The 13429-nt window shown below is 62.0% G+C and carries 15 protein-coding genes, 1 tRNA gene and 1 pseudogene; 7 read left to right on the forward strand and 10 right to left on the reverse strand.

Going from position 1 to position 13429, the window contains the following annotated elements; translation table 11 throughout:
- Positions 1–135: 135 nt before the first annotated feature.
- Entirely contained in the window at positions 136–2346 is a 2211-nt protein-coding gene (locus FJ960_RS15910) for an exopolysaccharide transport family protein (protein WP_140715173.1), read from the reverse strand.
- A 253-nt stretch (positions 2347–2599) separates the two neighbouring features.
- On the opposite strand from FJ960_RS15910, the gene FJ960_RS15915 reads away from it, so the two are divergent.
- From FJ960_RS15915 to FJ960_RS15930, 4 genes and pseudogenes are all read left to right on the forward strand, one after another.
- Positions 2600–3163 (forward strand): polysaccharide biosynthesis/export family protein, encoded by a 564-nt coding sequence (locus FJ960_RS15915; RefSeq protein WP_027143601.1) that lies wholly within the window; start codon positions 2600–2602, stop codon positions 3161–3163.
- A gap of 242 nt (positions 3164–3405) precedes the next feature.
- The gene (locus tag FJ960_RS15920) at positions 3406–4941 is read left to right on the forward strand and encodes an undecaprenyl-phosphate glucose phosphotransferase (RefSeq protein WP_140715175.1); all 1536 of its coding nucleotides are present in this window, start codon (positions 3406–3408) and stop codon (positions 4939–4941) included.
- 144 nt (positions 4942–5085) lie between these two features.
- Positions 5086–5285 (forward strand): annotated as a pseudogene (locus tag FJ960_RS15925) (hypothetical protein); the annotation flags it as partial.
- Between the two features lie 89 nt (positions 5286–5374).
- Positions 5375–5451 (forward strand) — tRNA-Pro (locus tag FJ960_RS15930).
- Between the two features lie 98 nt (positions 5452–5549).
- Here the strand turns inward: FJ960_RS15930 and FJ960_RS15935 are convergent.
- Positions 5550–6011: a YbaK/EbsC family protein gene (locus FJ960_RS15935; RefSeq protein ID WP_140715177.1), complete on the reverse strand. Its 462-nt coding sequence runs from the start codon at positions 6009–6011 to the stop codon at positions 5550–5552.
- A 185-nt stretch (positions 6012–6196) separates the two neighbouring features.
- Positions 6197–6481, reverse strand: a complete 285-nt coding sequence (locus FJ960_RS15940; RefSeq protein ID WP_140506483.1) for a helix-turn-helix transcriptional regulator — start codon at positions 6479–6481, stop codon at positions 6197–6199.
- A 231-nt stretch (positions 6482–6712) separates the two neighbouring features.
- Here FJ960_RS15940 and FJ960_RS15945 point away from each other — a divergent pair, with 231 nt between their 5' ends.
- A complete protein-coding gene (locus tag FJ960_RS15945) occupies positions 6713–7327 on the forward strand; it encodes a hypothetical protein (RefSeq protein WP_140715192.1) in 615 nt (204 codons plus the stop codon).
- A 186-nt stretch (positions 7328–7513) separates the two neighbouring features.
- Positions 7514–7711: a hypothetical protein gene (locus tag FJ960_RS15950; protein WP_140715194.1), complete on the forward strand. Its 198-nt coding sequence runs from the start codon at positions 7514–7516 to the stop codon at positions 7709–7711.
- A 180-nt stretch (positions 7712–7891) separates the two neighbouring features.
- Here FJ960_RS15950 and FJ960_RS15955 read toward each other — a convergent pair whose 3' ends face one another.
- The 7 genes from FJ960_RS15955 to FJ960_RS15985 all read right to left on the reverse strand — a co-directional run bounded on the left by FJ960_RS15955 (position 7892) and on the right by FJ960_RS15985 (position 12725).
- On the reverse strand, positions 7892–8194 hold the full coding sequence (locus FJ960_RS15955; protein WP_027143594.1) for a hypothetical protein: 303 nt from the start codon (positions 8192–8194) through the stop codon (positions 7892–7894).
- A gap of 93 nt (positions 8195–8287) precedes the next feature.
- Entirely contained in the window at positions 8288–8827 is a 540-nt protein-coding gene (locus FJ960_RS15960) for a MerR family transcriptional regulator (protein ID WP_027143593.1), read from the reverse strand.
- Between the two features lie 213 nt (positions 8828–9040).
- Positions 9041–9364, reverse strand: a complete 324-nt coding sequence (locus tag FJ960_RS15965; RefSeq protein ID WP_010915609.1) for an integration host factor subunit alpha — start codon at positions 9362–9364, stop codon at positions 9041–9043.
- A gap of 101 nt (positions 9365–9465) precedes the next feature.
- Positions 9466–10437 carry a beta-ketoacyl-ACP synthase III gene (locus FJ960_RS15970; protein WP_140715196.1) on the reverse strand — a complete coding sequence of 324 codons (972 nt, stop codon included), beginning with the start codon at positions 10435–10437 and terminating at the stop codon, positions 9466–9468.
- 9 nt (positions 10438–10446) lie between these two features.
- Complete coding sequence (gene plsX, locus FJ960_RS15975; protein ID WP_140506491.1) at positions 10447–11517, reverse strand: phosphate acyltransferase PlsX; 1071 nt, start codon at positions 11515–11517, stop codon at positions 10447–10449.
- Between the two features lie 113 nt (positions 11518–11630).
- A complete protein-coding gene (locus FJ960_RS15980) occupies positions 11631–12179 on the reverse strand; it encodes a DUF177 domain-containing protein (RefSeq protein ID WP_140506493.1) in 549 nt (182 codons plus the stop codon).
- A 3-nt stretch (positions 12180–12182) separates the two neighbouring features.
- Positions 12183–12725 (reverse strand): ubiquinol-cytochrome C chaperone family protein, encoded by a 543-nt coding sequence (locus FJ960_RS15985; protein ID WP_140715198.1) that lies wholly within the window; start codon positions 12723–12725, stop codon positions 12183–12185.
- Between the two features lie 114 nt (positions 12726–12839).
- Here FJ960_RS15985 and FJ960_RS15990 point away from each other — a divergent pair, with 114 nt between their 5' ends.
- Positions 12840–13352 carry an outer membrane protein assembly factor BamE gene (locus FJ960_RS15990; protein ID WP_140506497.1) on the forward strand — a complete coding sequence of 171 codons (513 nt, stop codon included), beginning with the start codon at positions 12840–12842 and terminating at the stop codon, positions 13350–13352.
- The last annotated feature ends 77 nt before the right edge of the window (positions 13353–13429 follow it).

Here is a 13429-nt window from a genome sequence, read left to right on the forward strand (position 1 = left end):
CGGCTCACCAGCCCGGAATCGCCGCTTTCCACCACGCGCATGTACAAAGGCGCGCCACCAAGGCTCGACGCCAACAGGATATTCGGCGTGACGACGCTGGAACTGGGATAGGCCAGGTGCCTTTGAGTGGCTGTTTCAGGCCGCTGAACGCCGACCCGGCACCGGATTGCCTGGCGGCTCGTGCCCGAGCGGTGTCACAAGCGTCAGATCGGGATAGCCGCTCTCGATCAGCTTGACCGCGGCTTGCGTCACCTCGTCGTCAGGCTCCAGCATGGACAGGAACACCTCGGTGGCCTCGCCGTCCAGACGGCCGATACCTTGCGCATCGGCCGGCCCGCATTCGACCACCACCAGGTCATAGGCTGTCGTCAGCGACTGCATGATGATCGGCAGCCGGTCGGCGGCGCGCATGGCACGGACCGGATCGGCGGTGCCGACGGGAATGACATGGCAGTCTGAATAGAGGTCGGCATGGATCACGTCGCTGAACTGCGCCTGCGACGCCAGCAGATTGGTGATGCCGGGGAAAAGCCCGCTGTCCAGCATCGGCCGCGACGCAGCTCCCGAGGCCGTGAGGTCGAGCAGCAGGACACGCAACCCGGCGTCGGAAACCTCGCGCGCCACCAGGACCGCCGACGCGGCCGCCTCGTCGCCCTCGGGGGAAACGAATATGGCGCGCGCGGCGCCGCTGGCGATGAGCTTCTCGGCGGCCTTTTCGACGTCGATCTCGCCGAGCACAGAGCGCGGCCGCCGGACCTCCACGGTCTCGACCTCGGCGGCGGGCCGCGGCTGCGCCGGTGTTTCCGTGACCGTTTCGGGCCATGATGCCTCGACCGCGCGATTGGCGAACTCGTTGGCGACTGCCGGCTCCGAGCGGGTGGATGGGTCCTGATAAGCGGCTGGCGGCATCGCCACCTCGTCGATCGGTTCAAGCCGGGCACCCCTTGCGGGGCGCATGGCCCGGCCGAAGAATATCTCCCGCAGCAGCGTGAACATCGCCGCCAGCAGAAGGGAAGCCGCGGCGGCTACGCCAACGATCGGCCAGACCTTGGGGAAGTAGGGCTCGGAGGGGACCAAAGCCGGCGACGCGATGCGAGCGTCGACCGGAACATAGTTGCGATCCCGACGCGACGCGGCCTCCCGATAATTGGTCAGGTAAAGTTCGAGCTGCTGGCGCTTGGCGGCGGCATCGCGCTGTAGCACGTCGAGACCGACCTGCTGCTCGCCGGCCTGTGCCGAAGCAGCTTTGAGCGTGTCGACGTCGGCGACGAGCTGGTTTTCGCGCGCCTTGGCGGCATCGGCCTGCATCCCCAGGCCCTTCATGATCTTCTGGGCTTCGCTGCGGATCTGGGCGTCGAGATCGGCCAGTTGTGATTTGGCCGCGCGAATACGCGGATGATTGTCGAGCAGCGTCGTCGACAGATCGGCGATGTTGGCGCGCAATTCGACCTGCCGCCCGCGCAAATGCTGGATCAGGTCGGAAGACAGCACTTCCGGCAGTGAATCCAGCGATCCGCCGCTCTGCAGTGCCTTGCGCACGCTCTCGGCTGTGCCTTCGGCCGAGGCGCGGCTGGCCCGCACTCGCGACAACTCGGTCGACAGCTCGGCCAATTGCTGGGTGGCCAGCGTGGAATTGTTGCCGCCCAAAAGGAGGTCCGACTGGGCGCGGTAAGCCGCGACCTTGGCTTCGGCATCCCTGACCTGCTTGGACAAGTCGGCGATCTCGGGTGCCAGGAAGTCCGCAGCGGCGGTGTTCGATTCGCTCTTGGCCGCGCCCTGCCCCGCAATATAGGCGGCGGCAATGGCATCGGGGATGGCGGCGGCAAGCTTCGGATCCTCCGAAGAGAACTCGATGGCAATTATGCCATTCTTTTCAACGCGGTAGACGTTGATCTTCTCGCGCATTTTCTTCAGAACACGTTCATCGGCAGGAACATCCATGGGGTCGTTCTTCAACCCGACCAGGACCAGCAGCCGGTTTAATGCCGACATGTCGATCGTCTCGTCGAATTCGTGCAATCGCGACAGGCCGAGTTTCTGGGCGACCTGTTTGAGGATTTCGTTGGACGAAATTATCTGGACCTGGGCGGCAATGCCTTGCTCGTCGAGGATCGGCTTGTCGCTGTCCGGGTTGCTGCTGGCGGGCCGCGTGTAGTCCGATCCGCGCGGGGCGATCTCCACCTGCGTCTGGGCCTTGTAATGCCGGGTCGCGAACGACACGGCCGCGAAGGCAAGTCCCGTTACCACGAGAACGAAGACCAGAATTCGCAGCCAGTTCCGGCCCAGGCTAGCGAAGGACTGCCTGAGATCAACATCGACGTCTGCGGCCGCGGATTGAACGGACATGCATCCCTACTCCGAAACTGGTCGGATGCACCGTAAATAACTATGGTAACTCAGCCGTTAAGATCACGGTAAGCTTCATTAGGTTTACCGGCGGGCGACGGCAAAAAAATCGATAAAATCGCAAAACCTTGTCTGCTTGATCGCCATTGGCGCGCTCCTTTACCGGCCATTAACCCTAACAGGATGATAACGGACCCGATCCCAGATGTTTGCTGCGATGCCGCAGCGGCCAGTCGAAGGTACCTGTCCGGCCATGCAAAGCACTGCTTCCCTTTTTCGCGCACTGCTTGCCGTATCGTTGCTCGCGGGCTGCTCCAGCTACCGGCCGACGCCGGCCGCCTTTCACGAGGTCCTCGACCAGCCCTATCGCCTCGGCGCCGGCGACCGCGTCCGCGTCACCGTGTTCGAGCAGGAGGGCCTGACCAATAGCTACAGCGTCGACCAGTCCGGCTACATCTCCTTCCCGCTCGTCGGCGCCATACCGGCACGTGGCCACACCGCGCAGCAGATGGAAAAGGAGATCGCCGATAAACTGCGGCAGGGCTACCTGCGCGACCCTGACGTCTCGGTGGAGATCGATCGTTACCGGCCGATCTTCGTCATGGGTGAGGTGGGCGCCGCCGGCCAGTATTCCTATGTGCCCGGCCTGACTGTGCAGAAGGCCATCGCCATCGCCGGAGGCTTCACGCCACGCGCCAACCAGGAGAGCGTCGACATCACCCGCGACATCAACGGCAAGGTGATAACGGGCCGCGTGGTCACCTCCGATCCGCTGCTGCCGGGCGATACCGTCTACGTCCGCGAACGCCTGTTCTGAACAGCGTGACGGGCAACTCAGGATCGTCCACCGCTTCGCTCACCCGTCGGAGCAATTTTCCGGCACGTGCGCGGCCTGACGGAAGCGCGGGTCGTCGCCGTGCTGGAGACACTTGCCGCGGCGAGGCCAATGACTTCGCCGCGCTCGAAAGGTAGTTCAGGCTCTTCCAAAGCCACAGGTTGTTTCAAGGGTTTCTTAGCTCTCTTTTGCTAACAACTCTTGGGAAGCTTGCGGACTGTTCCATGAACGAGATCGACCCCGCGCATCGCTTTTCATCAGAAGCGGTGCGTCAATTCGACGGCCCTGCCGATGGCGACAAGCCCGGCGGCATGAATGACGTTGCCCGGCAGGTCGCGTCGCAATACCGGCGCGACACGATGTCGCCGATCATGGTCAGCGGCGTGTTGCGCATGGTCGAATTCGCGGTGCTGCTGGTCTCGGGGCTCTGCGTCTATTTCTACTACGTCGGTTTCTTCAATTATCTCGCCTGGCAATATCCGCTGACGATCGCCGCCGCGTCGTTCCTCGCAGTGGTGCTGCTCGATGTCACCGATTGCTACCAGGTGGTGTCCCTGATGCGGCCGATCACCAATTTTGGGCGCATCCTGCTGGTCTGGGCCGGCACCTTCGCCCTGATGGCGTTGACGGCGTTCGCCATGAAGATGTCACAAGACTATTCGCGCCTGCTGTTCGGCACGTGGTTCGTCGTTGCCTTCGTCTGCCTTTTCGGTCTCAGGCTGATGATGTCGAAGCTGATCCGGCGCTGGGCGCGCGATGGCAGTATGGAACGGCGCGCCGTCATCGTCGGTGGCGGCAAGGCGGCGGAAGTGCTCATCCGCTCGGTGGAAAAGCAGCCCTACAACGACATCCGCATCTGCGGCATCTTCGATGATCGCAACGACAAGCGTTCGCCAGCCCTCGTCGCCGGCTATCCCAAGCTCGGCACCATTTCGGAACTGATCGAATTCGCCCGCATCGCCCGGATCGACATGTTGATCGTGTCGTTGCCGCTGACCGCCGAATCGCGCGTCCTGCAATTGCTGAAGAAACTTTGGGTGTTGCCGGTCGACATCCGACTGTCGGCCCATTCCAATGCGCTGCAGTTCCGTCCGCGCGCCTATTCCTACATCGGCTCGGTGCCGATGCTCGACATCTTCGACAAGCCGATCAACGACTGGGACTCGGTCGCCAAGCGCGCTTTCGACATCATCTTCAGCGTCATTGGCATCGTCGCGTTCTCGCCTGTGATGCTGGCCACGGCGATCGCCATCAAGCTCGACAGCAAGGGACCGGTGCTGTTCAAGCAGAAGCGGCATGGCTTCAACAACGAGATCATCGAGGTCTACAAGTTCCGCTCCATGTATACCGACCGGTCGGATCCGACCGCCAAGCAGACGGTGACCAAGAACGATCCGCGCGTCACCCGTGTCGGCCGCTTCATCCGCAAGACCTCGATCGACGAGCTGCCGCAGTTCTTCAACTCGCTGCTCGGCTCGCTGTCGCTCATCGGTCCGCGCCCGCACGCCATTGCCGCGCAGTCGCACAACCTTCTCTACAACGAGGTGGTCGATGGCTATTTCGCGCGCCACAAGGTCAAGCCAGGGGTCACCGGCTGGGCGCAGATCAATGGCTGGCGCGGCGAGATGGACACCAATGAGAAGATCCGCATGCGGACCGAATACGACCTCTATTACATCGAGAACTGGTCGCTGCTGTTCGATCTGCGGATCCTGTTCCTGACACCGATCCGCCTGCTCAATACGGAAAACGCCTATTGAGCGCGATCAGCCATGATCCGCCGCGTGCGCTGCCCCTCCTCTTCTGTCGGGCTTCGTCATCGGCGAGCCGGCGCCTTACCAAATCTACATGGCCGGTTGATCGCCATCTGGGCTCTGTTCGGCCTGAGGATTTCGCTTACGCCGGCCGGATTCCGCATCCTGCTGCGCGACCGGCCGTGGCAGCCTACCTGCTATGCGCCTACGTCGCCTTCATCGGCAATATCGGGCCCGGCACCTTCATCGACATCGACCATTGGCGCCATATGTATCTGCCGCTCGGCCTGGTCTGGGGCGCCATCACCCTGGAATACCGCCATCAGCGGCTGTTACGCCCGGTAACGTAGGTCTCATTCGAGCCCGCGATCGCGGCAAGATAATTATCGCGAAAATCGGTTGACCCGAGCCGGGTTATCAAGATACATCGCGACCGGTCCGGAGTGTAGCGCAGCCCGGTAGCGCACTTGACTGGGGGTCAAGGGGTCGTCGGTTCGAATCCGGCCACTCCGACCATTTTAAAGCAGGACTTGCCCCCAAAGTCCGCCTCTGCCGCATCCCCTTATTCTCGAACTGCCCATTCTGCGCGGCTCAGCTCTGGATTGGATCCGGCGCTAGGCCTGGCACACATCCACCCACTCCGCGCCGACGAGCTCAACCATGCGCTGTGGCCCAATGCGCACCGCCGCGTTGGTGGCGCCGGCGGCGGGTACGACCTCAGCGAATTCGCGCAGCGAGACGTCGCAACAGACCGGCAGCGGCGCCGGCAGGCCGAATGGGCAGACACCGCCCACCGGATGGCTCGTGGCCGCGACAACCTCTTGTGCGTCCAGCATGCGTGGCTTGCCGCCGAACTGGTCCTTGAACTTGCGATTGTCCAGCCTGGCGATGCCGCTGGTCACGATCAGCATGGTACGCTCGCCGACGCGAAGGCAGATCGTTTTGGCGATCTGCGCCGGCAGGACGCCATGCGCTTCCGCCGCCATCGTCACCGTCGCCGAACTCGATTGCGTGACAATGACCTCGATATCAGGCGCGTGAGCCGCGAAGAAAGCACCAACGGAGTCCAGGCTCATATCGAAAAACTCACGGTTCAGACCCGATGCAAGGCCGATGCGATCGGCGCGAATTTGGATGCCGAACGTATAAACACGCGTGACTTGCAAATCGGCAAGCCTGGCCTGCCGGAGAACGCCATGGCGTCAACAAGAAACCCGCCAAGCAGGCCTTGGCGGGTTTCTTGCGCATGCCGGTCGCCGATCTATGCCTGAGGCCGGCCTTGTGCGGCCAGCGTCGGTGCGGCAGAAGCAAGGGAAGCGTCCTGGGGCAAACGAAGCGCGGACGCGATACGACGCAGCTTCGCCGGGTCGGCCGCCCGGCCGCTCTCGATGTCCTCGATCTCGTCGACCGAGAGGCCGCAGGTCAGCGAAAGCGCTTCGAGGCTGTATCCGCGCGTTTCCCGCATTGCCCTGAGGGTGTTGTAATCTGGCCCGATCTCGTTTGCTAATGGTTCGGAGAGGGCGTGGCTTTTTGCATTTTTGGGCATTGGCAACTCCGTTGGCTGAAAGCGTTTGATCAAAATGGATGTTGCCTGAGACGAGCAGGAAGATGCCCTCTCGCCGGCGATTTGCCAAGCGCTGCCTAGCCCTGTCCCGATCAAGTTGTTTTGAACGCCCGAGCGGCTTTTGCCCGGCAGTTTCGCCCCACCCGTTCGTTATCTCGATGTCGCTGGCGTGAAACCATCCCTTTCCAGCCAGTCTTTCCCAAAAGGACACCCATGAACCTCAAGACACCCCTCCTCGTGCTCGGCACGATTTCGATGCTTCCCGGCGTCGCTGTGCCCAGCGCGCAGGCCGCGGACACATTGCGCGTGCGCGGCACCGTGGTCAGCTTCGAGCCGTCGCTGCTGACCGTGAAAACTCGTCAGGGCGATACTTCCGCCATCAAACTGAAAGACGGCTGGAAGCTTTCAGGCGTCGCAAGCGCATCGGTAAAGGACGTCAAGCAGGGCGATTTCCTCGGCATCGCCTCTGTCTCCAAGGCTGACGGCGGCAGCGGCGCGCTCGAAGTGGTGGTCTTTCCCGCGGCCTTGAAAAGCACTGGCGAGGGTGACCGCCCCTGGGATCTGGAGCCGAACAGCCGCATGACAAACGGAACCGTCGCCGACGTCACCGACATAAACGGGCGGGCCGTGACGCTAACCTACGACAATGGGCGGACGAAGAAGATCTCCATACCCGACGGCACGCCTGTCGTGACCTTCGCGCCGGCCGCGCCGACCGATCTCAAGCCAAGCGCGACCGTCTTCGTTACCGGGCAGCGCGAGGCTGACGGCACGCTCAGCGCCAGCCGCGTCGTGGTGGGCAACAATGGTGTGATCCCGCCGATGTAGGCCAAAACAGCCGGCTTTCGGCCCTGGCGATTGTCGAGCAGGAAGCCGGTTTCCTCGGAAACAGTTCAGAAAGAAGATTCTACAATCGGGAAATACTGAGGAAAAAATTCAGGAGCGTAATTCCATTCGCGGCGGTCGGGATATCGGCCCGATTGATACCTGCCTGCGAAAAAAGGAAACGATCCAATGAAGAAGTCCCTCCTCTCGGCCCTCGGGCTTGCAGCAGCAATCGCTTTCGCGGTGCCGGTGGTCGGCGCGACGAGCGCGGACGCGGCCCCAATGGCAAAGCATCATCACCATCGTCACCATTACCATCATCGTTACCATCACCGCTATCACCATCATCATCATCACCACATGAAGAAGATGGGCAACAAGGCCTAAGCAGACCGCCAACGAGAAGACCGGCCTTGGTTCTTGTTCAAGGCTGGTCTTCTCCTGGTCAGCAATGCCGAGCCGGACGACCGGTACTCGAACTCTCGCCGGAGCAGCGCCAGTCCAGCTAGCGACAACAAGGGAATGGCATCCGTGGATAGGCGAGTTCCCCTTGTGCCGAGGTAGCAGTCAGCGCCGGCTGAACAGCAGGCTGGCGGCCAGGCCGAGCACGACAAGGCCGACCGCGACGGCGGCCGCCGGATGGTCGCGTGCCGATTTCTCAATCACTCTGCCCTGTTTGCGGATTGCCGGCATGGCATCGCGCAGGCGCTCCGCAAGATCCGAATATGTATCAAGAGCAGCATCACGGCCGTCTTCATAATAAGCGCCACCCCGCTTTGACACTGCCTTGCGCAACGCCGCGAGTTCCCTCGAGAGAGCCGCGACCTGCTTTTCGAGGTCGATGTCCGACAGGGTTGAATATGATGCCATCATGCGTTTCCTTGTCTTGCAGAAGGAAACTTAACGCCTCACCCGACCGCCGGTTCCGGTTTTCGAGGCGTCGAAGGCACTGGCCCCCCGGGGTCAGCGCACCTGGTCAAGCAGGCGCTTGCATTCCAGGAGGTCGAACAACGCCTCCTGCAGCAGCGCGCGATTGTCACGCGAGAGTTTCGACGCGTCCGGCGCAACCGGACCTTCCTCGTCGCTCTTGCCCAGGCCGAAAAAGCGGCGGCTGGGCTTGACCCTTGGCTGGCCAACCAGTTCGTCATCTCCGCCGCGCGGCTGGGATGCCGGCGTCAGCGGCACCTGGTCGGCCTGCTTGCGTTGCGAAATCGCCTCGACGGCGGCCATGTCGCCATTGCCGATAGCGACCAGGAAATGATTGCCGTTTTCGCGCAGCAGCTTCTGCACGCCCTTGATGGTGTAGCCCTGGTCATACAGCATATGGCGGATGCCCTTGATCAGTTCGACATCCTGCGGCCGGTAATAGCGACGGCCGCCGCCGCGCTTCATCGGCTTGATCTGGTTGAAGCGCGTCTCCCAGAAACGCAGCACATGCTGCGGCAGGTCGAGGTCTTCCGCGACCTCGCTGATGGTGCGGAAGGCGTCAGGGCTCTTGTCCATGGGCGAAATCCTCACGCTGGAGCGTGGCCCGGAACGGTCTTCAGACGAGATCACGCTCAACGAAGAAGAGCTTGTTCCGCCAGCGCGGAATCGATCATACGCCAGAACACCAATCCGGCCATGCTGCCGAATCGGGCCTTATTTCAGCGGTTTGTGAAGCAATATTCAAGCCCGCTGTTTCGGCGGGTCGGTTTTTCAACCGTGCAATGGAGGCTATTTACCGCCCTTGGCCTTGCTGTTCTGGTGAGAACGCAAAATGCGGTTCTTCAACACGTTGGACGATTTGAAGGTCATCACCCGGCGCGGCAGGATCGGTACTTCCTCGCCGGTCTTTGGATTGCGTCCGATGCGCTCATTCTTGGAGCGGACATGAAACGTCGCGAAGGACGACAGCTTAACCGTCTCGCCGCGCACGATCGCTTCACATATTTCGTCCAGTACCGCCTCGACGAGTTCGGCGGATTCAGTGCGCGACAAACCGACCTTCCGGTAGACGGCCTCGGCCAGGTCGGCGCGCGTAAGTGTTTTTCCCCCCATGCGACCGTCCCATCAGTTCAAGCGTAAAATCGGCACAACAACGGCAGAGCCTAAGTAATTGATCCGGCAAGGTCAAGGACCGAAACCGGACCGTTCTCCACTTACCAGCGAACCAGAACGGCGCCCCAGGTGAAGCCGCCGCCCATCGCCTCCAGGAGCACCAGGTCACCCTTCTTGATGCGGCCGTCGGCGACGGCCACCGACAGCGCCAGCGGTACGGAAGCAGCCGAGGTGTTACCGTGCAAATCGACGGTGACCACCACCTTTTGCTCGGCTATCCCAAGCTTTTTTGCTGAAGCGTCAATAATCCGTTTATTGGCTTGGTGGGGCACGAACCAGTCAAGATCGTCGGCGGTAATACCAGCGGCCGAGAAGGTCGTCTCAATGACATCGGTGATCATGCCGACCGCGTGCTTGAAGACCTCGCGGCCTTCCATGCGCAGATGGCCGACTGTTCCCGTCGTCGACGGCCCGCCGTCGACGAAAAGCTTCTCCTTGTGCGCGCCGTCGGAACGCAGGCTGGCCGCCAGGACGCCCCGGTCGGCGATCGTGCCGGCCCCCTCGCCTGCCTCCAGAACGACCGCACCGGCGCCGTCGCCAAACAGCACACAGGTCGAGCGATCGCTCCAGTCGAGGATGCGCGAAAAGGTTTCCGAGCCGATCACCAGCACGCGCTTTGCCAAGCCGCCGCGGATATAGAGGTCGGCTGTCGTCACCGCATAGACGAAGCCTGAACATACCGCCTGCATGTCGAAGGCAAAACCGTGCTGCATGCCGAGCCGGTTCTGGATCTCGACGGCGGTGGCGGGGAACGTGTTGTTGGGCGTCGAGGTCGCCAGCACGATCAGATCGATATCGTCCGGGGTCAATCCGGCATCGGCAAGCGCGGCGCGCGCCGCGGCCTCGCCAAGGGAAGCCGTCGTCTCGTCGTCAGCCGCGATATGGCGCTGGCGGATGCCGGTGCGCTGGGCGATCCACTCGTCGGACGTCTCGACCATGCCTTCAAAATCGGCATTCTTCATGATGCGGCGGGGCAGCGCGGCGCCCGTGCCGCGCACAACTGATCTGATCAAAATTCTTTCCTATTCCTTTGCGTCGGTAACGACGTCGGATTTCCTAGATGTCAGGGCATGCGGGTTGCGCGCATGAAACAGATCGAGGTCGGCCTCGATGCGGTCGAGCAGATTGTTGCGCACCATGTCGTAGCCGAGTTCGATCGCCGCGGCGAAACCGTCCGAATCGGCGCCGCCATGGCTTTTGACGACGATGCCGTTCAGCCCCAGGAACACGCCGCCATTCGAGCGGCCGACATCCATCTTTTCGCGCAGGCGGTCGAAGGCGCCCTTGGCGAAGACATAGCCGATCTTGGCCATCAGGGTGCGGCTCATCGCGGCGCGCAGATAGCCACCTATCTGGCGCGCGGTGCCTTCCGCCGTCTTCAGCGCGATGTTGCCGGCGAAGCCTTCCGTCACCACAACGTCGACCGTGCCCTTGCCGATGTCGTCGCCTTCGACAAAGCCATGGTAGTTCATCGAGGCCATGTTGGCTTCGCGCAACATGCGCCCCGCTTCCTTGACCTCCTCCTGGCCCTTGATCTCTTCCACGCCGACATTGAGCAGCCCGACCGTGGGCCTGGCGACGCCGAATACGCAACGCGCCATGCCGGTGCCGAGAATGGCAAAATCGATGAGCTGGTGCGCGTCGGCGCCAATGGTGGCGCCCACGTCCAGAACCACGCTCTCGCCACGCAATGTCGGCCACAATGCCGCAATCGCCGGACGTTCGATGGTGGCCATGGTGCGCAGGCAGAATTTCGACATCGCCATCAGCGCGCCGGTATTGCCGGCGGAGATGCATGCATCCGCGGCGCCCGACTTGACGGCCTCGACCGCTTTCCACATAGACGATTTCCAGCGGCCATGGCGCAGCGCCTGGCTCGGTTTGTCGTCCATCCTGACCGCGATCTCGCAGTGGAAGAACTCGCTGACCTCAGCCAATTTGGGAAACTTGGCGAGTTCCGGGCGCACCAGTTCCTCACGTCCATAGATGACGAAGCGGATGTCGGGACGGCGGGTCGCGACCGTCATGAGCGCTGGAATGACCACGGTTGGTCCGTGATCGCCGCCCATGGCATCGATGGAAATCCTGATCACGCGGTATTCATCTCACGGTTAGGCGGCAAGTCGTTTTAGCGGTCGCAAAGGTTCGGCGAAAATAGCGGTTTTAGGCTGCCGCACAACCGACTTTTCCGTCGCGGGCAAGGTTTTCAGGATTTTCCCAGCAAGGATCGCAGTTTTTGCTGAAATTCATTCTCGGCCGATCCGGTGTCGTCACCGGCACCAAGCGAGGCGCCGGGCTTGCGCGGATAGGGGTCGATCGCCAATCCGAAGAACTGTTCGGCAAGCGCCCCGACATCGATGGTGTCGCCTGAAAATGTCTCGGGACTGTCGGGCCCGTCGGCGTCGAGCAGAATCTCGCCGGCGCTTTCGAATCCCTGCCGTCCGAGCTTGGAGTCCTCAGGCAAGAGCAGTGCCTCGACCGGTTCGTCGATATGCGCCTGGACGGGGTCGAGCGTGACGATGCAGGCCTGGGTGATGTCTGCCTCGACACGGCCGCTGACCTTAACGCCATTGCGCTTCCACGACGTAACGAGCAGTTCGGCGCGATAGGCTTCGACCGACAGCAGCCCGTGCGCCTCGGCGAGTGCGGCGCGCTGCGCGGGGTCGGCCTCGATCACCACGGGCAGCCCCTTTTGCGGCAGCCGGGCGACATTGGCGAAAAAGGATACCGGACTCTGCATATCCGCGTGTTTCATCGATTAGCCTCCGTTGGCCCCTGGAAATGCCACAGTGCCGCCAACGATCGATTCGGTCGGCTGCGCACTCAGCTGCCGGCTGGCGTCGGCGACATACCCGGCCAAACGCGACGCTTCCGGCCAAGCGCCGGCGTCGGGACGGACATTACGGGTAAGTGCCGCGGTCAGACTATCATGATCGTTTCGTTCCAGCGCATCATCATAGGCGGCGGTCCGGCCATAGAACATCTTCGCCAGTTTCTTCATGCGTTTTGGCACGCCGACGTCGCCAATGCCCAGTTCCCGCAGCGAATGATCGACGTCGAGGAAGAACTCGTCGATCAGCACCTGCGCGATCTCCTGCGCCACGCCGTCCTCGCCGCGCAAGCGGTGCTGGACCAGGAACATGTGCAGCGAAAGCATCTCGAAACGGCCAAGCGGCGTGTCAGGCACATTCCAGTGGGAATAAAAAACAGTCTGCCGCGCCGCCGCCACGATTTGTGCGTAGAGCGCGTCGGTGATGGTGCGGTTGGCGTGGCGTTCGCGGCCAAAAAGGCGCTGGAACATGGGGATGGTCTCCGGGGACCGTTTGTTGAATTGGCCTTGTTGCATCGGCAAGCAAGCTGGTTTACCGGTTTTGCGGCCCAGCGCAAGTTGCGGCGATGGAATGGAGAATTGTTGTTGCGCGCGCTGAATTTCAAGTCGACTTTCACTTTCAGGCCTGCCGGTGCGATCTCGCTGCTGGCTATCGTAGCGGCGCTGTCTGCATGCCACACCAATAAGATGATCGGCGACCTCAGTCCGAGCGAGACGTTCACGCAAGGCTACGTCCTCGATCAGCAGGCGATCGATTCTGTGCCGGTCGGTTCCAGCCGCGAGCAGGTGCTTCTGGCGCTCGGCACGCCGTCAACCACGGCGACTTTCGACAACGAGGCGTTTTACTATATCTCGCAGACGCGCAAGCGCTACGTCGCCTTCGACAAGCCGAGGCTGGTCGACCAGAAGGTGCTGGCGGTCTATTTCGGCCCGGACAGCCGCGTCACCCAGATCGCCAAATACGGATTGAAGGACGGTAAGATTTTCGACTTCATTTCGCGCACCACGCCGACCGGCGGCAAGGACCAGAACTTCCTCAGCCAGATCATCAACGGCGCGAGCAAGCTGGCGCCCAGCATTCCCGGCGGCACCCCCTGATCCTTAGATTCCTGCTTCCCTAGATCCTGCTTCCCTGACTTTGGGGAACAGAAATGTCTCAGGCGACCGAAAACCCG

Source organism: Mesorhizobium sp. B2-3-11 (assembly GCF_006442215.1).
In the GTDB taxonomy this organism is placed as follows: Bacteria; Pseudomonadota; Alphaproteobacteria; order Rhizobiales; family Rhizobiaceae; genus Mesorhizobium; species Mesorhizobium salmacidum.

What these genes read in the sequence shown, in the direction of transcription:
- FJ960_RS15910 (WP_140715173.1), bottom strand. Translation starts at nt 2,346, where the DNA reads ATGTCCGTTCAATCCGCGGCCGCAGACGTCGATGTTGATCTCAGGCAG.
- FJ960_RS15915 (WP_027143601.1), top strand. Translation starts at nt 2,600, where the DNA reads ATGCAAAGCACTGCTTCCCTTTTTCGCGCACTGCTTGCCGTATCGTTG.
- FJ960_RS15920 (WP_140715175.1), top strand. Translation starts at nt 3,406, where the DNA reads ATGAACGAGATCGACCCCGCGCATCGCTTTTCATCAGAAGCGGTGCGT.
- FJ960_RS15935 (WP_140715177.1), bottom strand. Translation starts at nt 6,011, where the DNA reads ATGAGCCTGGACTCCGTTGGTGCTTTCTTCGCGGCTCACGCGCCTGAT.
- FJ960_RS15940 (WP_140506483.1), bottom strand. Translation starts at nt 6,481, where the DNA reads ATGCCCAAAAATGCAAAAAGCCACGCCCTCTCCGAACCATTAGCAAAC.
- FJ960_RS15945 (WP_140715192.1), top strand. Translation starts at nt 6,713, where the DNA reads ATGAACCTCAAGACACCCCTCCTCGTGCTCGGCACGATTTCGATGCTT.
- FJ960_RS15950 (WP_140715194.1), top strand. Translation starts at nt 7,514, where the DNA reads ATGAAGAAGTCCCTCCTCTCGGCCCTCGGGCTTGCAGCAGCAATCGCT.
- FJ960_RS15955 (WP_027143594.1), bottom strand. Translation starts at nt 8,194, where the DNA reads ATGGCATCATATTCAACCCTGTCGGACATCGACCTCGAAAAGCAGGTC.
- FJ960_RS15960 (WP_027143593.1), bottom strand. Translation starts at nt 8,827, where the DNA reads ATGGACAAGAGCCCTGACGCCTTCCGCACCATCAGCGAGGTCGCGGAA.
- FJ960_RS15965 (WP_010915609.1), bottom strand. Translation starts at nt 9,364, where the DNA reads ATGGGGGGAAAAACACTTACGCGCGCCGACCTGGCCGAGGCCGTCTAC.
- FJ960_RS15980 (WP_140506493.1), bottom strand. Translation starts at nt 12,179, where the DNA reads ATGAAACACGCGGATATGCAGAGTCCGGTATCCTTTTTCGCCAATGTC.
- FJ960_RS15985 (WP_140715198.1), bottom strand. Translation starts at nt 12,725, where the DNA reads ATGTTCCAGCGCCTTTTTGGCCGCGAACGCCACGCCAACCGCACCATC.